The organism is Pseudomonas sp. 478 (assembly GCF_003254125.1).
Lineage (GTDB): Bacteria > Pseudomonadota > Gammaproteobacteria > Pseudomonadales > Pseudomonadaceae > Aquipseudomonas.
This window is the reverse complement of sequence record NZ_QKZG01000001.1, coordinates 494,561-512,985: the sequence shown is the minus strand read 5'-3', so window position 1 is coordinate 512,985 and position 18,425 is coordinate 494,561. Positions and strand designations below refer to the sequence as shown.

Below are 18,425 nucleotides of genomic sequence, written 5' to 3'. Positions count from 1 at the left end.
GGTTTTCATACGTTTTTGGTATTAATTCATTGGAAATCAAGCTGTTAGGCTTGCCGGTTCGCAGTCACCCCGGAAGGTGGCTGGCACAAGTCTTATCGGAGTTCTCATGAATCTGCCGCTGATCCTCAATCTGCTGGTGTTCCTCGCGTTACTTTTTGGTCTTGCACAAACCCGTCACACCACCTGGAGCCTGGCGAAAAAAGTTCTGCTCGCGCTGGTGCTGGGCGTGGCGTTCGGTGTGGCGCTGCACACCCTTTACGGTGCCGGCAACCCGGTACTGAAAGCGTCGATCGGCTGGTTCGATCTGGTGGGCAACGGTTACGTGCAGTTGCTGCAAATGATCGTGATCCCGCTGGTGTTCGCCTCGATCCTTAGCGCCGTGGCCCGCCTGCACAACGCCTCGTCGCTGGGCAAGATCAGCTTCCTGACCATCGGCACGCTGCTGTTCACCACGGCCATTGCGGCGCTGATCGGTATCGGGCTGACCAACCTGTTTGGTCTGACCGCTGAAGGCCTGGTGGCCGGCACTCAGGAAATGGCCCGTCTGCAAACCATCCAGACCGACTACGCGGGCAAGGTTGCCGACCTGAATGTGCCGCAGCTGTTGCTGTCGTTCATTCCGCAAAACCCGTTCGCCGACCTCGCTCGCGCGAAGCCGACCTCGATCATCAGCGTGGTGATTTTTGCTGCGTTCCTTGGGGTCGCGGCGCTGCAACTGTTGAAAGATGACGTGGAGAAAGGTCAGAAAGTGATCAACGCCATCGACACCTTGCAAGCCTGGGTGATGCGCCTGGTACGTCTGGTGATGAAGCTGACCCCGTACGGCGTTTTGGCGCTGATGACCAAAGTGGTCGCCGGCTCCAACCTGCAGGACATCATCAAACTCGGCAGTTTCGTGGTGGTTTCCTACATCGGGCTGGGCCTGATGTTTGTGGTCCATGGCCTGTTGGTGTCGGCGGCCGGGATCAACCCGCTGCGCTTCTTCCGCAAGATCTGGCCGGTGCTGACGTTTGCTTTCACCAGCCGCTCCAGCGCTGCGACCATTCCGCTGAGCATCGAAGCCCAGACCAGCCGTTTGGGTATTCCACAGTCCATCGCCAGTTTCGCCGCGTCGTTCGGCGCGACCATTGGCCAGAACGGTTGTGCCGGTCTGTACCCGGCGATGTTGGCCGTGATGGTTGCACCGACTGTGGGCATCAACCCGCTGGACCCACTGTGGATCGCGACGCTGGTGGCGATTGTGACGCTGAGCTCGGCGGGTGTGGCCGGCGTGGGTGGTGGCGCGACGTTTGCCGCGTTGATCGTGTTGCCGGCGATGGGCTTGCCAGTGTCACTGGTGGCGTTGCTGATTTCGGTTGAGCCGCTGATTGATATGGGGCGCACGGCGTTGAACGTGAGTGGTTCGATTACCGCCGGTGCGATCACCAGCCAGATCATGCAGCAGACCGATAAAGAGCTGCTGGATGCGGATGAGCATTCGGAATTGGCTCACGCTTAAGTAGCGCCTGATAGTCCGCCTTCGCGAGCAAGCCCGCTCCCACATTGGTCCTGCGGTGTACATAGAACTTATGAACACCCGAGATCAACTGTGGGAGCGGGCTTGCTCGCGAAGCTTTTAGGCTTTTTCCCACACCTCGAAGTTGTACGCCGGCTTGTCGCCTTCCGCTGGATTCGGAACATTCGACACCAGTTTCCACTGCCCCAAATCAAACTCCGGAAACCACGCATCCCCTTCCGGGCTCAGCGCCACGCGCGTCAAATACAGCCGATCAGCCTGGGCCAACCCCTGCGCATACAACTGCGCCCCACCAATCAGCATCAGCTCATCGACGCCCTGTTCCCGCGCCCACTCTTCAGCGCGAACCACTGCAGCCGCAAGCGACGGATAAACCTCCGCGCCTTCCAACGTCAGATCCGCCTGACGGCTGACCACGATGTTCAAACGGCCCGGCAACGGGCGACCGAGGGAATCCCAGGTCTTGCGACCCATGATGATCGGCTTGCCGAGGGTCGTGGCCTTGAAGTATTTGAAGTCCCCCGGCAAGTGCCAGGGCATGCTGTTGTCGACGCCGATCACACGGTTTTCACCGAGGGCTGCGATCAGGCTGAGGGGGAGTGATTTAGTCATGTCGGCGAGGATACCAGAGCCTCCCGTACCCCGATAAGCGCCACAGCGGTTATGCTCACCGTTCAATTGAGCGACGGAATGCCGCGTGACTGAACTGACTCCACTGCAAAACCTCTGGCTGACCGAGACGGTGCGCCTGCGTGAAGAACACGCCGGCCCCCTGGATGATCTGGAAGCCAACCGACTGGCCCGCAGCGCGGGCGGCGATCTGCCGACACGTATTCAACGCCGTGCCCTTTGGCTGGCCGAGCGCGATGGGCTGACCAGCGCCCTCAAACATTGGCTTCAAGGCGCGCGTCTGGCGCTGATCGTGATGGCGGTGCTGGCCATTGCCAGCGGCGCCGGTCTGGCGTTTGCCGCGTTGGGCGACGGACAAACTCCGGTGAATGTGTTCTGGGCTTTGGGCAGTTTGCTCGGACTGAACCTGATTCTATTGCTGAGCTGGGCATTGGGCCTGGCCTTCGCCGGCGAACACGGCGCCCCCCTCGGCCGCTTATGGTTATGGCTCAGCGAAAAACTCGCCCGCAATGCCAAAGCCGCGCAACTGGCCCCGGCCCTGCTGCTCTTGCTGCAACGACAGAAACTTAATCGCTGGGCGGTCGGCATACTGGTCAACAGCTTGTGGTTGCTGGCGATGCTCAGCGCACTGGTCATGCTGTTGATGCTGATGGCGACCCGCCGTTATGGCTTCGTCTGGGAAACCACGCTCCTGGGCGGCGACACTTTCGTCGCCATGACCCAGGCCCTCGGTGCCCTGCCGGCCATGCTGGGTTTCAACGTTCCGACCGTGGAAATGATCCGCGCCAGCGGCGACGCCGCATTGAATATCGAAAGCGCCCGTCAGGCCTGGGCAACATGGCTGGTCGGCGTACTGGTGGTCTACGGTGTTTTGCCGCGACTGTTGCTGGCGCTGTTTTGCCTGTGGCGCTGGAAAACCGGCCAAGCGGCATTGCATCTGGATTTGAACCTGCCCGGTTACGCCCAACTGCGCGAACGGCTGATGCCGACCAGCGAACGCCTGGGCATCAGCGACGCTGAGCCAGAGCAATTGCATCGTATTGAAAGTGGTGTCAGCGACCTGCCAAGCGATGGCGCGCTGTTGGTGGCCATCGAGCTGGACGACCAACGCCCCTGGCCGCCGCCACTGCCGAAATCCGTGAGCAACGCCGGCGTCCTCGACAGTCGCGAATCGCGGCACAAACTCCTTGAACAGCTGAGCCGCTTTCCCCCGGCCCGTCTGGCTATCGCTTGCGATCCACGACGTTCGCCGGACCGCGGCAGTCTGGCACTGATCGCCGAACTGGCCCGCAGCGCCAGCGCCACTCGCGTCTGGCTGCTGCAAGCTCCGCCGGGCGAAGCGCTGGATGCCCAAAGGCTGGGCGACTGGCACGTGGCGCTGCAACAGCTGGACCTGCCGTTCGCCGATTGCGCGCCGTTGAACTGGCTGGAGAGCGGTCATGACTAACCCCTGGAAACCGCCCTTGAAACTCGCCGTGGTCGGCCACACCAACGTCGGCAAAACCTCATTGCTGCGCACCCTGACCCGTGATGTCGGTTTCGGTGAGGTGTCTCATCGCCCCAGCACCACACGACACGTCGAAGGCGCGCGGTTGTCAGTGGACGGCGAGCCGTTGCTCGACCTTTACGACACTCCCGGCCTGGAAGATGCCATCGCCCTACTCGACTATCTCGAACGCCTGGAACGTCCCGGCGAACGCCTCGACGGCCCGGCACGGTTGGCGCGATTTCTTGAAGGCAGCGAAGCACGACAACGGTTTGAACAGGAAGCCAAGGTGCTGCGGCAACTGCTGACCTGCGACGCCGGTCTCTACGTGATCGACGCCCGGGAACCGGTACTGGCCAAGTACCGCGACGAACTGGAAGTGCTGGCCAGCTGCGGCAAACCGCTGCTGCCGGTGCTGAATTTTGTCAGCAGCGCCAACCACCGCGAACCGGATTGGCGCGAAGCGTTGGCACGCCTCGGCTTGCACGCATTGGTCCGCTTCGACAGCGTCGCACCGCCGGAGGATGGCGAACGTCGACTGTATGAAAGCCTCGCCCTGCTGCTGGAGAACGCCCGCCCGCAACTGGAACGCTTGATCGCCGATCAGCAAGCCCAACGCCAGGCCCGGCAACAGAGTGCGGCGCGGCTGATTGCCGAATTATTGATCGACTGCGCCGCGTGCCGGCGCAGCGTGGTCAGCGAAGCCGAGCAAGAACAGCAAGCCATCAACGAACTGCGCAAAGCAGTTCGACAACGGGAACAACGCTGCGTCGAAGCGCTGCTCAAGCTCTACGCCTTCCGTCCACAGGACGCGGCGGCCAGTGATCTGCCGCTGCTCGATGGCCGCTGGGGTGACGACCTGTTCAACCCGGAAACCCTGAAACAGCTCGGCGTGCGAGTCGGTGGCGGTATCGCGGCCGGCGCGGCAGCCGGGGCCGGAGTCGACTTGCTGGTAGGCGGCCTGACCCTCGGTGCGGCCGCATTGGCTGGAGCGATTGCCGGTGGCGCCCTGCAAACGGCCCGCAGTTACGGCGGCCGCTTGCTGGGCAAGATCAAGGGCCAGCGGGAGCTGACCGTCGATGACAGCGTGCTGCGGCTATTGGCATTGCGTCAGCGGCAACTGCTGCACGCGCTCAATGCGCGTGGGCATGCGGCAATGGACAGCATCCAGGTCGCCACACCCCAGGACAAATCCTGGCGCGAAGGCAAACTGCCCGAGGCACTGAACAAGGCGCGGGCGCATCCGCAGTGGTCGTCGCTGAATCCGAATTCGAAGTTGAGTCAGGGGGAGCGCCAAGAGCAGGTTGAGGTGTTGGCGCAACAGTTGTAAAGCCCGAGTGATGTGCAGTTCAGGCGGGCCTCTTCGCGAGCAAGCCCGCTCCCACATTGGATTTGCGTCGTACACAAAACCTCTAATCACTGCAGATTAAATGTGGGAGCGGGCTTGCTCGCGAATGCAGCGATTCGGTCCCGGGTTTATACGCCGAGCTTCAAAAACTCCCCCGCCATCGAGGCGACTCGTCGCCGATCGGTGCGATCCGCGCGTCCGTCATTGTCCACATCCGAACTCAGTATCACCTCCAGTCCACCATCGTTATCAAGATCGTGAGCCGCGGCTTTATAGGCAATCACCTGCCCCTCATGAAAATGCAGCCGCACCGTTTCAGGTGTGCCGTCAGCGGATGGATTCTGCGAGAAGATGCGCAAGTGCCGCTCCTCACCTTCACCCTCGTTGAACCAGGCGCATTTCAAATAAGTTTTGCCAAAAGATTTGAGCCGCTGTCGATCGACATCCGTCGTCTCACGCTGCAACCGATCATCTTCATGGAATTCAAAATGAACGGTATCTGCCGAGCCCTTCCCGCTTCGATCCTGTGCAATCACTTTCAAATAACGCATCCGTGCGCTTCCTTGCGAAAAGCCCAGATTGAACCGTTATCGCAAGCCCCTCCATCCGCCGTTTCTCAATTGCCTGTGAGACAACTCATTGCGCCTCGCGGGACAATAGACCGACCGCTTTGCGTTTCAACACTTCCAGATCAATCACCGGCACCGCCATCTCCTTCGCCAGCTCATCCCACTGGCGCATGCGCAGACTGACCTCGCACAACGGATCTTGCTCGAAGGCTTCAGCCTCGGCGACCGTCATCACCCCGCCCTGATACTCCAGCGTCCGACGACTGGCTTCACTCAAGCGCTCGTAGTAACCCGGTTCTTTAAGTGTCAGATAACGCTTGGCCTGAACGTGGTACTCCACCAGCCGCGCCATGCGTTCGCTGAAACCTGCGCGGCGTAAATAATCGGCGCCCAGGCGCTCGTGACTGACTACGCCGAAGCCGCCCATGTTCTCGGCACTCTCTGCGCAGATATGCCCGATGTCGTGGAAGAACGCGGCCAGCACCACTTCGCCATCGAAGCCCTCGGCCATGGCCAGTTCGGCGGCCTGGGACATGTGCTCGATCTGCGACACCGGTTCGCCGATGTAATCGCTGTCGCCAAAGCGCTCGTACAGTGCGAACACCTCGGCGATCACTTGCTCATTGCGATCCATCAATGCTCTCCCAACAACGTTGCTACGTTGTGTTCAGCCATCGCCGGCCCGACGCTCATGCCGACACCCGTGTGCATCAGCGCCACGCTCACGCCCGGCATCGGCCGCAGGAACGAGAACGGCCCCGGACCACGAGAACCATAGACGCCCTGCCAACGTTCGACCACTTGCACCCTGCAACCCAGGGTGTGTTCCGCGAGTTCAAGCATCCAGTTATCCACCTGCTCAGCGTTGAACGGCGACGGGTCGCTGCCGTAATGGTGGGAGTCGCCGATGATTAATTCGCCATAAGGTGTCGGGCTGATCAGCAGGTGAATACCGTTTTCATGCAGGTGCGACGCGTCTCGCTGGATTTGCGCCTGCACCGCCGCCGCTTCCGGCAGATCGGCGAAGGCGCCGTAGTGCACGCAGCTCAAACCGGTGAGCAACGCGTGTTGCAGGTTTAGGTTGATTTGCGGTCGGGCCCGAAGCATTTGCAGTCGGCAGATTTGCGGGTTGAGTTCGGCGATCGGCTCGGCCAGCAGCGTCTGATAATCGTGGCCGGAACAGACGATGATCTGCTCGGCACTGAAGGGTCCGGCGGTGCTGTGCAAGCGGCCGGGCTCGATGTCGCGCACGAGAGTGGAGAAGTGAAACGTGACACCGAGTTCGCGACGCAGGTAGTCGATCAGCGCTGGTATCGCTTCACGGGAATACAGTTGCTGATCGTCCATCCCGTGCAACGCGGCGCGGTGATGGCTGAACTGGCCGCGGTACACATCGCGCAATGCAGCGCCACGCAACAGGTCGACGCGGTAACCGTGTTCCACGGCGCGACCGGCGCAGAAGGCTTCCAGCAGGTGTTCTTCGGCTTCGGTGCGGGCAAACAGGTACGAGCCGTTGCGCTTGAGTTGCAGACCGGCGAGTTGCGCCCATTGGCCCCAGATCTCGCGACTGGCTTTGGCCAGTTCGAGCATCGGGCCCGGTGGTTGGCCGGTGACCAGGGCCTGGCCGAAGTTGCGCACCGAGGCGCCCAAAGGCGTTTCGCTGCGTTCGAAAACGGTGACTTTCAGACCGCGTCTGGCGGCGGCGTAGGCGTGGGACAGACCGAGGATGCCGGCGCCGACGATCAGCATGTCGTTGTGGTGTGTCATGGAGAGATGTCCTGAATTCGAAGCTGCTTTCGCGAGCAAGCCCGCTCCCACAGTTGATGGGGGACAACCCCAAATCTCCATCCACTGAAGATCCAATGTGGGAGCGGGCTTGCTCGCGAAGGGGCCCTGTCAGCCGATGAAGATCTTACTTGGCAGCCACTTTCTCGGACTTGCCGTCATAGCGCTTGCGCCATTCGGTCAGGATTTCGTCGCGATTCTTCGACGCCCAGGCGAAGTCGTTCTTGATCAAACGCTGCTCATAATCCGCCGGCAATTCGGTCTGCGGCTTGGCAATACCCGGTTGCGCGAGCACGGCGAAGTTCTCTTTATAAAGCTCCATCGCTGCCGGGCTGGCGGAGAAGTCAGCCAGTTTCTTCGCCGCTTCTTCGTGCGGTGTGCCCTTGATCACAGCCGTCGCTTCGATCTCCCAGCCCAGGCCTTCTTTCGGCAGGATGATGTCCAGTGGCGCGCCTTGGCGTTTCAGCTGAACGGCCGGGTATTCAAAGGAAATACCAATCGGGAATTCGCCCGCCGCCGCCAGTTTGCAAGGCTTGGAACCGGAGTGAACGTACTGGCCGATGTTCTGGTGCAGGTCGTCCATGTACTGCCAGCCCTGCTTTTCGCCGAAGGTTTGCAGCCAGGCGCTGACATCGAGGAAACCGGTGCCGGACGAGGCCGGGTTCGGCATCACGATCTTGCCTTTGTACTCAGGCTTGGTCAGGTCCTGCCAGCTCACCGGTTTGGTTAAACCCTGCTTTTCGGCCTCGACGGTGTTGAAGCAAATGGTCGCAGCCCAGACGTCCATGCCGACCCAGGCTGGCGGGTTGGCGGCGTCGCGGTAGTTGCCGCCGATCTTGCCCAGGTCCTTCGGCGCGTAGCTTTGCAGCATGCCTTGCTGATCAAGAATCGCCAGGCTTGAAGCCGCCAGGCCCCAGACCGCGTCAGCCTGCGGGCGAGCTTTTTCGGCCAGCAGCTTGGCGGTGATGATGCCGGTGGAGTCGCGGACCCACTTGATTTCGACGTCCGGGTTGGCTTTTTCGAACGCTTCTTTATAGGTCTTCAGTTGTTCGGCTTCGAGGGCGGTGTACACCGTCAACTCGGTTGTCGCCGCGAAGGCGTTCAGGCTAAAAGCGGTGAGGACAGCAGCGGCGAGGACCATAGGCTTGAACATGTCTTTTTCCTTTTGTTTACCGGCAGTTGAGTTCAGGTTTGCGGGATTGGAAATCAGTGGCCAGGCGCGGTCTGCCGCCAGGCCTGGGAGCGGCGCAACAAACCGCGCGAGGCCCAGGCCAGCAGCAGGGACACGCCCGCCGAGGTGAACAGAATAAGGGTCGACATCGCCGCTGCGCCGCCGACGTTGCCAGCGTCGTCCATGTTCAGCACCGCCACCGCCGCGAGGATGGTGTCGGGGCTGTAGAGGAAGATCGCTGCCGAGACGGTGGTCATGGCCGAGACGAACAGGTAGCGCACAATGTCCAGCAGCGCCGGCAGGCAGATCGGCACGGTGACGCGCAGGTAATGCCGATACAGCGGCGCCTTGAGCGACAGCGCGGCGGCCTCAAACTCGGCATCGAGTTGGCGCAGTGCCGTGGTGGCGGTCATTTGCGCGGTGGTCAAATAGTGAGCAATGGTGCAGACCACCAGCAGGGTCATGGTCCCGTAGAGCACATGCAGCGGGTTGCCCGTGAGGTTGAAGAAGAAGACATAACCCAGGCCCAGCACCAGACCCGACACCGCCATCGGTACGAAACTGAGCATGCGCAGTGTCAGATTCAGCCCTCGTTGGCCCTTGGTTTTTTCCATCAGGTACGCGCCGGTAAAGATCAGTACGCTGCCGATCAACGCCGTGCACAAGGCCATCTTCACGCTGTTGCCATAGGCCAGCCAGCCACCGCCCGCCGTGTCGTTGAACTGGTAATGGTTGAGCGACAGCGACAGGTTGTACGGCCAGAATTTCACCAGTGACGAATACACCGCCATGCCGAACACCAGCAGCAACACCGCGCAGATCAGCAGCACAATGGCCAGGTAGCAGCTGTCCCGCATTTTCGACGGCGCCGGTTGAAAGACCTGCGCCCGACCGCTCATGGAATCGCCGTGACGCCGACGCAACCAGGCATCGACACCGAAGCTGAACAGCGCCGGCAGCAGCAGGACCATGCCGATCAACGCGCCGCGACCGAATTGTTGCTGGCCAACCACGGCTTTGTAGGCTTCCAGCGCCAGCACTTGATAGTCGCCACCGACCACCACGGGCACGCCGAAGTCGGTGATGGTCAACGTGAAGACGAGACAGAACGCGGCGAACACGGCCTGACGCGTCGACGGCCAGGTAATGCTGCGGAAGGCTTTTGCCGGACTCGCGCCCATGCTGGAGGCGGCATCGAACAATCGCGCATCCGCCAGGGACAGCGCCGACAGCAGAATCATCAGCGCGTGTGGGAAGGTGTAGATGACCTCACCCAGAACAATGCCCCAGAAGCCGTAGATATTGTCCGAGAGCAAACCGCGCAACAGGCCCTGATTGCCGAACAGATAGACCAGCGCAATACCCGGCAACATCGACGGCGCCATCAGCGGCAACAGCGACATGCCGCGCCAGATACCTTTACCCGGAATCAAGGTGCGTTGCAGGGCGTAGGCAAACAGGTAGGCCAGCGGTACGACAATCGCCGCCACGCTGAGGGACACTTTCAGGCTATTGCCGAGCAACCAGTGGAAATTGGCACTGGTCAGCAATTCACGGGCGGCCACCAGACCGCCGCCCTGCCCGGCTTCCGAACTGAAGCCGCGCCAGAAGATCGCCAGCAACGGCATTAGTACCGCGACGCCGAGCAACACCAGTAACAGGACTTTGCCGCCGACCACGAACACCCGGTCGCCGATCTCGGCACGGGAGGTCTGCCGAACCTGCTTGTGCGGTATCGGCAGCGCGAGGTTCGCGCTCATCAGGCAAACACCTGCAGGCTGCGCGGAGGCAAGGCGACCATGATCTGTTGCACGCCAAGGCGCGGCATGGCTTCCGGCGCCAGTTCCGCCAGCAATGCGTGGCCCGGCAGTTGATCGAGTTCGAAGCTCATGCGGCAGCGGTTGCCGAGGAAGGTGATTTCGCGAACCTTGGCCGGGAACAGGTTTTCTTCATGCACGGGCGGGTTGACGTTGATCGCTTCCGGGCGGCAGAACAGACGACCCGATGCGGCGTTGCCCGAATCGGCGGCCAGGCGCATGTTCATCCCGCCGACCTGGGCGTGGCTGTCGCTGCTGCGCTGGAAGGGCAGCCAGTTGCCCTGGCCGACGAACTCCGCCACAAACGGTGTGGCGGGGCGGTCGTAGATTTCCTGCGGGGTGGCGTATTGCTCGACCTTGCCGTTGTTCATCACGGCGATGCGCTCGGCCATCAGCATGGCTTCGTCCTGATTGTGGGTGACCATCAGGGTGGTGATGCCGAGGTTGCGCTGCAATTGGCGCAGTTCGGTGCACAGGTGCTCGCGTACCCGGGCGTCGAGGGCCGACATCGGTTCATCCAGCAGCAGCAACGAAGGTGCCGGCGCCAATGCCCGAGCGAGTGCGACGCGCTGCTGTTGGCCGCCGGACAATTGGCCGGGGTACTTTTTCTCACTGCCGATCAGGCCGACCAGCTCCAGCATCTGACCGACACGTTTGCGCACTTCATCGCGACCACTGCCGGCGAGGCCGTAGGCGATGTTCGCTTCGACGGTGAGATTGGGGAACAGCGCGTAGGACTGAAACAGAATGCCGTAGTCCCGAGCCTGAGGCGCCAAATGGGAAACGTCGCGATCGCCGAGGTACAACTCGCCGCTGTCCTGTTTCTCAAGACCGGCGATGCAACGCAGCAAGGTGGTTTTGCCACAACCCGACGGACCGAGCAGGCACACCAGTTCACCGGCCGCCACGTCGAGGGACACGTTATCCAGCGCGGTGAAGGCGCCGAAGCGCTTCTGCACGCCGCGAACTTTCATCGGCGCGCCGGGGTTGGTCAGGGCAGTTGCGATCGAGTGGTTCATGGACAGGCCTCATCAAGCAGATGAAGGCCATCCTAGGTTTGTAATGCGTCCGTCATGTGGCAGTGAGGCAAAAACGGCTGATAGTGGTATTCAGGGATTTGGGTTCAAGGCCCAGGCTCTGTGTTGCTTGATCTGGCGTCTTCGCGAGCAAGTCGAATCGTCGCACCGCCGCTCCCACATTTTGGAATGCGTTCCCCTGTGGGAGCGGGCTTGCTCGCGAAGAGGCCGGCACAGACACCACTGAACTCAGGCGGGGGCCATTTCCTGCGCCAACCCCAGAAACGCCGCCGGCAGCCGTGCGCCTTTTCGCTCTTTGAGGCAGTACAAATACTCGGGAATCTGCGGCGCATTCTCGATGGTCAGCACGCGCAGTTGCGGATCATGCGGCACTTCCTGCCGGGCAATGATGCTGATGCCGATGTTGCGCAACACCGCCTCACGGATCGACTCACGGCTGCCAATCTCCAGCAGCGGCCCGAAACTCACCCCGGCGCTGGCCAGCAATTCCTCGGTCAGACGTCGAGTGGTCGACCCCGATTCGCGCATCAATAACGTATGCCCGGCCAACGCACTGAGCGGCACATGGTCGTGGACCGCCAGCGGATGATTGCGATGCACCGCCAGCACCAGCGGATCGCTGCCGAGCACCCGGCGAATCAGCCGTGCATCGTCGAGCAACTGCGACGACGCCGCGACATCCACCCGATAATCCTCCAGCGCTTCAAGTACCTGCTGGGAGTTGCCGATCTCCACTGACACTTCCACCTGCGGCAAGCGCTCGCGGAAGGTCTTCACCAGATCGAGGATGTAATACGGCGCAGTCGCGGCAATGCGCAACGTGCCTTGGACCTGACCGCTGTTACGCAGGAAAAACTCGATGTCGGCTTCCTGCTGCAACAGCACCTTGACCATCGGCAACAGCCGCGCACCTTCATCGCTGACGCTGAGGCGGCGGCCACCACGGTAGAACAGTTCAACCGAGTACTGACTTTCCAGATTGCGAATCTGCGTGGTCACCGTGGGTTGGCTCAGGCCGAGCTTTTTCGCCGCCAGGGTAATGCTGCCCAGGCGAGCAACCATGTAAAACGCCTTCAGCTCGGCACTCAGCACACCCTTCCCCCATCGCTTATTTGCGCAACAGGCGCAAACCGTTAAACACCACCAACAGGCTCACGCCCATGTCGGCGAACACCGCCATCCACATGGTGGCGATCCCGGCGAAGGTTACCCCAAGAAAGATCGCTTTGATGACCAATGCCAAGGCAATGTTCTGTTTGAGGATGCTTGAGGTTTGCCGTGACAGCCGGATGAAGGTCGGAATCTTGCGCAGATCGTCGTCCATCAGGGCGACATCGGCGGTCTCGATGGCGGTATCGGTGCCCGCCGCCGCCATGGCAAAACCGATCTCGGCTCGCGCCAGCGCCGGAGCGTCGTTGATACCGTCGCCGACCATGCCGACGTTATGGCCCCGCGCATAAAGGGCGTCGATGGCCTGCAGCTTGTCGGTCGGCAGCAGATCGCCCTTGGCCTCGTCGATGCCGACTTGCGCGGCAATCGCCTGAGCGGTGTGGACGTTGTCGCCGGTCAGCATCAGGGTTTTGATGCCCAGCTCGTACAGTTGCTGGATCGCCTCGCGGCTGGACTCTTTCACGGTGTCGGCCACAGCGAACAGCGCCAATGGGCCGGATTTGTCGAGCAGCAGCACCACGGACTTGCCCTGTTTCTCCAGCGCGAACAGCTTTTCCTCCAGCGCAGGCGAGCACAGGTTCAGTTCTTCCACTAAACGGTGATTACCCAAGTGGTAAACCTGACCGTTAATTTCGCCGCGCACTCCGCGACCGGCCAGGGCCTCAAAGTTATCCACAATCAGCGGAGCGAATTGTTTATCCACAGCCGCGGTGGCAATGGCCAAGGACACCGGGTGATCGGAGCGACCGGCCAGCGCCGCCGCAATCGCCGGGGCTGATGCGTCCGCGGTCGGATCAAGCGACAGGTAATCGGTCTGCACCGGTTTGCCGTGCGTGATGGTGCCGGTCTTGTCCAAGGCCAGGTAATCGAGCTTGTAACCGCCCTCCAGATAGACGCCGCCCTTCACCAGAATGCCTTTGCGCGCCGCCGCCGCGAGGCCGCTGACGATGGTCACCGGGGTAGAAATCACCAGCGCACATGGGCAGGCGACCACCAGCAACACCAGCGCTCGGTAGATCCAGTCGAACCATACGGCGCCCATGAACAGCGGCGGGATTACCGCAACGGCGAGCGCCAGGATGAACACCGCCGGGGTGTAGATTTTCGAGAAGCTGTCGACGAAACGCTGGGTCGGCGCCCGCGCGCCCTGGGCCTGTTCCACGGCGTGGATGATTCGCGCCAGGGTCGAGTTGTTGGCCGCCGCGGTTACCGAGTATTCCAGGGAGCCAGACTGGTTGATGGTGCCGGCGAAGACTTTATCGCCGATGGTCTTCTCCACCGGCAGGCTTTCACCGGTGATCGGCGCCTGATCGATGGTTGAACTGCCCGACACCACTTCACCGTCCAGACCGATTCGCTCGCCGGGTCGTACCCGCACTCGTGCCCCCAACTCGATGGCTTTGACCGGCTGCAAGACCCAACTACCGTCGGCCTGCTGCACCGTGGCCTGTTCCGGGGTCATCTGCATCAGACCACCGATGGCGTTGCGTGCCCGGTCCAAAGACTTGGCCTCGATCAACTCGGCCACGGTGAACAGAAACATCACCATCGCCGCTTCCGGCCACTGACCGATCAGGATCGCGCCGGTCACCGCGATGCTCATCAGCGCGTTGATGTTCAGGTTGAGGTTTTTAAGTGCGATCCAGCCTTTTTTATAGGTGCCGAGGCCGCCGCTGAGGATCGAGATCAACGCGATGACCGCCACCACCCAGTTCGGCGCAGCGTTGGTGAAGTGGATAACTTCGGCGACCAACGCGCCAACACCCGACAGCGCCAAGGGCCACCAGGGCTTTTTCTCGGGCGCCGGTGCTGGCAGTTCAGCGCCCTGCTCCAGCGGCTCGGCCTGCATGCCGAGGGACTTGATCGCGTCGATGATCGGCGCGGTGCTCGGCAGGTCATGGGTGACGCCCAACACGCGGTTGATCAGGTTGAATTCCAGTTGCTGCACGCCCACGAGTTTGCCGAGTTTGTTCTCGATCAGCGTCTGCTCGGTCGGGCAATCCATGGCGTCGATGCGGAAATTGCTCAGTCGCGCGCCAGCCGTTGTGGTTTCACTCAACTTGATCAGCGACGGTGCCGCCACTTTGGCGGAACAGCAGGAATCCCCGTGGCCGCCATGCTCATGCTTCTGTACAGGCTGCAGCTTGTGGCTGTGATCGTGATCGTGATCGTGATCAGCCTCGGGTTTGTGCGTGTGAAGGGAATCGCTCATTGGGTCGCGTCCGGAAAGGTGCCTGTTGCCAAGTAAAGACCCTGTAGCCACTATAGGGTCAAGCATCCTTTTGGAGATTGTCGTCATGAAGATCGGAGAACTGGCCAAACTCACCGACTGCGCCGTGGAAACCATCCGCTACTACGAGCGCGAAAACCTGCTGCCGGAGCCGGCCCGCAGCGACGGCAACTACCGCGTCTACACCCAGGCCCACGCCGAGCGCCTGACTTTCATCCGCAACTGCCGCACCCTCGACATGACGCTGGAAGAAATCCGCAGCCTGCTGGCCCTGCGCGACAGCCCGCAGGATCAGTGTGAAAGCGTGAATGCGCTGATCGACGAACACATTCATCACGTGAAGGCGCGGATTGATGGGTTGATGGCATTGCAGACACAGCTGCTCGACCTGCGCCAACGTTGCAGCGAAGGGCCGGATATCGATCAGTGCGGGATTTTGCAGCGGTTGGAGGTGAGTGGCGGCGTGGTAGCACCAGAGGGTGAGCCGTCCCACGTGGGTCGCAGCCACGGCCATTGAACCAGTACACTTCTGCAATATAAATATAGACGCTAGAGTATTATAAAAATTAACTGCTACGCGCTTCCCGCCATTCTTCTGCAAACTCAGAGTTAGCCATAACCTTTACATCGATGAACTCAATCAACGACAAGTACAACTGTTTTACATCGGATAGATCCAGCTTATTCCTCAGCCTAGGACAAACATACTCACAAATTTCGTCTAGTTTGGTTACATTAACTTTCGCAGTCACATGCGACACCAAAGAAACAGACGTAAAGAAATAAGGCAGCAGAATCTCACCGCCATTCTTACCAAAATGAGGAAAAATACTTCTAGCTCGTATTGATACATCATTTTTCAACTCTAGCTTTTCCCAAGACTTTAGCATTGGATGCATCAACAAAGTAAAACGACGATTGGAGTGCATCTCCTCGAGTAATGCTGCAAGCCTCGCAGATAATGCAGCTTCTGTATATGGCACTTGAGCTTTCTTAGCAAGGATATAAAACAAATCAAATTTCTTCCTACTTCCTAGGTAATCCTCATACGATAGAAGAGAAGAGGTATTTTTCTCTCCAAACTCTTGATTTTTATCGAGCAGTTCTTTTGAAGAAACTATTTTAACTGTATTCCTGCGTTTTTTTGCCCAATGACCTAATACAACCCATAAAGTTAAATCACCAGGATCATCGGCCAGTACTAGATCGCAACGTTGTTCAGAAGCCACACTGCTACTATCTACTGCACCTACAGTCCAGCTATCCCGAGAAAACAAGGCTCTCAGATCTTTCTTCCCGACCTTCAAATCAAGCCATTTACTGTCTGTCAACTCCGCCAGTTCACTCCATGGGTTACCATAATCAATAGCCATAGCCTCAATAAACAGAGAAAATATTGGTGATACCTCATCACCAAAAGTACCTTCTCTCAAGTCAATTTCTACCTGCTTTGCAAGCGCCGCTCGAATTAACTTATCTAGATTTTCTTCGACGCCAACTGCTATTTTATCTCGACTAGCACTTAGCCAACTTCCGGCCTTCCCGGACAATAGATTAATTTCAATGTCGACATGGGGAAGGCTGTAGCCCTTATGTTCAAATGGCTGACCACGATAGAAAAATTTTGCACCTCTACCCACTCTACCTCCAAGCCGAGGATAATAGTTAACCCCTAGCATCTGGTCTTGCACTATTACGTAATTCCAGCGTTTACTTTGTGGTTGGAGCGCCTCATTTGTTCCAGTTAAAGGAAATACTCCTTTTTCGAGTGTCGTGAGCAGCGCATCAATCTTCAAAGGCGCCTCATTAGAAAATTCAATTATTTGATCAGATATTCTTCCAGCCTCATAGGGAAACGAATTATCTAAAATCGGATCAAGAGCAAAAGCAAACTCTGCTGCAATAGACCTATCTCTAGCCCAAGGCAAACTCCAGCGAGATGCGTAAGTTTCCAATTCAAACTCGACTTCTACAACCGTGCCATAATCCTGAGATACTTTATTCGGCTTACTTTTAACCGTCACCAACCCTTCCTTGTCGGCAGTTGGACTATGCATCACTACCTCAATAGTCTCATTACTAAAAATGCTTTTAGATTTGATACTAATTGCTTTGCTGATCATGAATACACTTTGTAGACCTATGCCAAAAGCCCCAGAAGGCTTCATCCATTCAGGCATAGAGCGAATAATTTCCTGTCTTTTTTCATTTTTCTGCGACGCACCTATCTTGAGCATATACCCAAGATCCTCAATGCTAATACCCGTCCCCTTATCTGAAACCGACAAGATCCATGTAGTAGTACCAGATTTAGACGAGAGCAACTGCTCCTGCTCTCTTAGTTCAACACTTATAGTTTTTTTGCCAAGGATCTCAATTGCACTAGCTGGGTTATCCCAACACGTCAGATCACCTTCCTCTTGATCTGAAATCCATAATCTTATCAAGGTAGCATCAATTGCGTTTTGGAGTATTTCGCGCACATATGCAAACTGATTGCTGTATAAATTTGTACCTTTAAGCAATTCAAAAGCTTTCGCTCCATCCACACTAAACTGCGGACGTTGACCCTCCTGCAAAATTTGCAATTCACCGCTAAGCTTTACATTTATGGGGCCCAACGTAGGAAGCAACCCTAGTTCCCTACTAGGAACAATGTCCTGCCAATTGGCCATCTGGTCTTGTATCTCTTGCTTTAGCCAATCAAACCACTTGAAAGTTTCTAAATACCCATCGATCGTCTCACACTCGGCATTAATTTCAATTCGTTCTCTATCAATGCGCAAGTGCCTAATTGATGAATGTTTATCTTCATGAGCTTTAGTAATTGAAGGTCGGTCCTCTCCCGCAATGCGCTGCATCACGGGACAAAAACGATTATCATCCAAATCTAAAAGGTCTCCCATCCTTAACAGACAGGCAACAAACCTAGGATGACAATCGTCTTGAGCCAACCCTGTCTCTCTGAAAGCCAATCCTCCAGGGGCGCTTAATTCTCGAAAAGGAGCGCCGTGCATTTGGCATATCTTACCGAGCAATCTAAATAGGCGCGCTGGTATAAGCTCTGTTCTTGGAGACGATATTCCAACTGTAACCCATGGAGCTTGAACAATGGCATCAGCGCGATCAGCATGCTTTCTGCGAAACCATTCGGCCATAAGCTCACGAAGTTTCTCAACGGCTTCCATTGGTGAGTCGGCCCCACCGAAGCATGTCGAAATATCATTAGTGCCAAAAAACTGTGCAAACCGTTGTAACTCATGGTGAGGAGTATGTGCAATTGTAGCCAAATAATTTTTGAAAGCTGGATCCTTCGCAGCCTCTCGAATATCAACTTGAGGAACCACCATTCCTATATCATGCCAATACGCAGCTTCAAGCAATAACCAGGTATCAGTTGCCGATAACAGATTAATATTTTCGCCCAACAAACGCTCTATATTTACAAGAATCTGTTTACTGTGAGACTCATCATGCCGACTATAATGAGGAAAGAGATTACTTACTGTCTGGAGTGCTTTGGGAATTAGTTTTTCATCAAATCCCCACTGATTAACAAGCATAGATAGAGCCGAGTGCTCATCACCCTTTTTCTTCAAGTGCCTTATCAGCAAATCTGCCATACCATAATCCCTTATCTCAAAACACACCAAACTTTAAAAAACA

The 18,425-nt window shown here is 58.1% G+C and carries 14 protein-coding genes; 4 read left to right on the top strand and 10 right to left on the bottom strand.

What is annotated here, in order from left to right; all coding sequences use genetic code 11:
- The first annotated feature begins 106 nt into the window (after positions 1 to 106).
- Positions 107 to 1,498, top strand: a complete 1,392-nt coding sequence (locus tag DFS28_RS02485; RefSeq protein WP_111448424.1) for an L-cystine transporter — start codon at positions 107 to 109, stop codon at positions 1,496 to 1,498.
- A gap of 117 nt (positions 1,499 to 1,615) precedes the next feature.
- Here DFS28_RS02485 and DFS28_RS02480 read toward each other — a convergent pair whose 3' ends face one another.
- Positions 1,616 to 2,128, bottom strand: a complete 513-nt coding sequence (locus DFS28_RS02480) for a dihydrofolate reductase (RefSeq protein ID WP_111448423.1) — start codon at positions 2,126 to 2,128, stop codon at positions 1,616 to 1,618.
- Positions 2,129 to 2,213: 85 nt separating this feature from the next.
- Between DFS28_RS02480 and DFS28_RS02475 the strand changes: the two genes are divergently transcribed.
- Both DFS28_RS02475 and DFS28_RS02470 read left to right on the top strand, forming a co-directional pair.
- Positions 2,214 to 3,593 (top strand): DUF2868 domain-containing protein, encoded by a 1,380-nt coding sequence (locus DFS28_RS02475; protein WP_111448422.1) that lies wholly within the window; start codon positions 2,214 to 2,216, stop codon positions 3,591 to 3,593.
- Positions 3,586 to 4,962 carry a GTPase/DUF3482 domain-containing protein gene (locus DFS28_RS02470; RefSeq protein WP_111448421.1) on the top strand — a complete coding sequence of 459 codons (1,377 nt, stop codon included), beginning with the start codon at positions 3,586 to 3,588 and terminating at the stop codon, positions 4,960 to 4,962. Before DFS28_RS02475 ends, DFS28_RS02470 begins: the two co-directional genes overlap by 8 nt.
- Before the next feature lie 146 nt (positions 4,963 to 5,108).
- Here DFS28_RS02470 and DFS28_RS02465 read toward each other — a convergent pair whose 3' ends face one another.
- From DFS28_RS02465 to DFS28_RS02430, 8 genes are all read right to left on the bottom strand, one after another.
- A complete protein-coding gene (locus DFS28_RS02465; protein ID WP_111448420.1) occupies positions 5,109 to 5,531 on the bottom strand; it encodes a hypothetical protein in 423 nt (140 codons plus the stop codon).
- An 85-nt stretch (positions 5,532 to 5,616) separates the two neighbouring features.
- Positions 5,617 to 6,183 carry a phosphonate degradation HD-domain oxygenase gene (locus DFS28_RS02460; RefSeq protein ID WP_111448419.1) on the bottom strand — a complete coding sequence of 189 codons (567 nt, stop codon included), beginning with the start codon at positions 6,181 to 6,183 and terminating at the stop codon, positions 5,617 to 5,619.
- Positions 6,183 to 7,316 carry a TIGR03364 family FAD-dependent oxidoreductase gene (locus DFS28_RS02455; RefSeq protein WP_111448418.1) on the bottom strand — a complete coding sequence of 378 codons (1,134 nt, stop codon included), beginning with the start codon at positions 7,314 to 7,316 and terminating at the stop codon, positions 6,183 to 6,185. Before DFS28_RS02455 ends, DFS28_RS02460 begins: the two co-directional genes overlap by 1 nt.
- A 145-nt stretch (positions 7,317 to 7,461) precedes the next feature.
- Positions 7,462 to 8,487, bottom strand: coding sequence for a putative 2-aminoethylphosphonate ABC transporter substrate-binding protein (locus tag DFS28_RS02450; RefSeq protein WP_111448417.1), 1,026 nt, complete (start codon positions 8,485 to 8,487; stop codon positions 7,462 to 7,464).
- Between the two features lie 53 nt (positions 8,488 to 8,540).
- Positions 8,541 to 10,265: a putative 2-aminoethylphosphonate ABC transporter permease subunit gene (locus DFS28_RS02445; protein ID WP_111448416.1), complete on the bottom strand. Its 1,725-nt coding sequence runs from the start codon at positions 10,263 to 10,265 to the stop codon at positions 8,541 to 8,543.
- On the bottom strand, positions 10,265 to 11,341 hold the full coding sequence (locus DFS28_RS02440; RefSeq protein ID WP_111448415.1) for a putative 2-aminoethylphosphonate ABC transporter ATP-binding protein: 1,077 nt from the start codon (positions 11,339 to 11,341) through the stop codon (positions 10,265 to 10,267). Before DFS28_RS02440 ends, DFS28_RS02445 begins: the two co-directional genes overlap by 1 nt.
- A 246-nt stretch (positions 11,342 to 11,587) precedes the next feature.
- Positions 11,588 to 12,451, bottom strand: coding sequence for a LysR family transcriptional regulator (locus tag DFS28_RS02435; RefSeq protein ID WP_111448414.1), 864 nt, complete (start codon positions 12,449 to 12,451; stop codon positions 11,588 to 11,590).
- Positions 12,452 to 12,467: 16 nt separating this feature from the next.
- Entirely contained in the window at positions 12,468 to 14,741 is a 2,274-nt protein-coding gene (locus DFS28_RS02430) for a heavy metal translocating P-type ATPase (RefSeq protein WP_111448413.1), read from the bottom strand.
- Between the two features lie 85 nt (positions 14,742 to 14,826).
- On the opposite strand from DFS28_RS02430, the gene cadR reads away from it, so the two are divergent.
- Positions 14,827 to 15,276, top strand: a complete 450-nt coding sequence (gene cadR / locus DFS28_RS02425; RefSeq protein WP_111448412.1) for a Cd(II)/Pb(II)-responsive transcriptional regulator — start codon at positions 14,827 to 14,829, stop codon at positions 15,274 to 15,276.
- A gap of 49 nt (positions 15,277 to 15,325) precedes the next feature.
- On the opposite strand, the gene DFS28_RS02420 is transcribed toward cadR, so the two are convergent.
- Positions 15,326 to 18,382, bottom strand: a complete 3,057-nt coding sequence (locus tag DFS28_RS02420; protein WP_111448411.1) for an ATP-binding protein — start codon at positions 18,380 to 18,382, stop codon at positions 15,326 to 15,328.
- Positions 18,383 to 18,425 lie beyond the last annotated feature (43 nt).

Bases quoted from the DNA above. Each gene is read 5' to 3' on its own strand.
- DFS28_RS02455 (WP_111448418.1), bottom strand. From the start codon at position 7,316: ATGACACACCACAACGACATGCTGATCGTCGGCGCCGGCATCCTCGGT.
- DFS28_RS02460 (WP_111448419.1), bottom strand. From the start codon at position 6,183: ATGGATCGCAATGAGCAAGTGATCGCCGAGGTGTTCGCACTGTACGAG.
- DFS28_RS02470 (WP_111448421.1), top strand. From the start codon at position 3,586: ATGACTAACCCCTGGAAACCGCCCTTGAAACTCGCCGTGGTCGGCCAC.
- DFS28_RS02450 (WP_111448417.1), bottom strand. From the start codon at position 8,487: ATGTTCAAGCCTATGGTCCTCGCCGCTGCTGTCCTCACCGCTTTTAGC.
- DFS28_RS02465 (WP_111448420.1), bottom strand. From the start codon at position 5,531: ATGCGTTATTTGAAAGTGATTGCACAGGATCGAAGCGGGAAGGGCTCG.
- DFS28_RS02480 (WP_111448423.1), bottom strand. From the start codon at position 2,128: ATGACTAAATCACTCCCCCTCAGCCTGATCGCAGCCCTCGGTGAAAAC.
- DFS28_RS02420 (WP_111448411.1), bottom strand. From the start codon at position 18,382: ATGGCAGATTTGCTGATAAGGCACTTGAAGAAAAAGGGTGATGAGCAC.
- DFS28_RS02485 (WP_111448424.1), top strand. From the start codon at position 107: ATGAATCTGCCGCTGATCCTCAATCTGCTGGTGTTCCTCGCGTTACTT.
- DFS28_RS02445 (WP_111448416.1), bottom strand. From the start codon at position 10,265: ATGAGCGCGAACCTCGCGCTGCCGATACCGCACAAGCAGGTTCGGCAG.
- cadR (WP_111448412.1), top strand. From the start codon at position 14,827: ATGAAGATCGGAGAACTGGCCAAACTCACCGACTGCGCCGTGGAAACC.
- DFS28_RS02440 (WP_111448415.1), bottom strand. From the start codon at position 11,341: ATGAACCACTCGATCGCAACTGCCCTGACCAACCCCGGCGCGCCGATG.
- DFS28_RS02430 (WP_111448413.1), bottom strand. From the start codon at position 14,741: ATGAGCGATTCCCTTCACACGCACAAACCCGAGGCTGATCACGATCAC.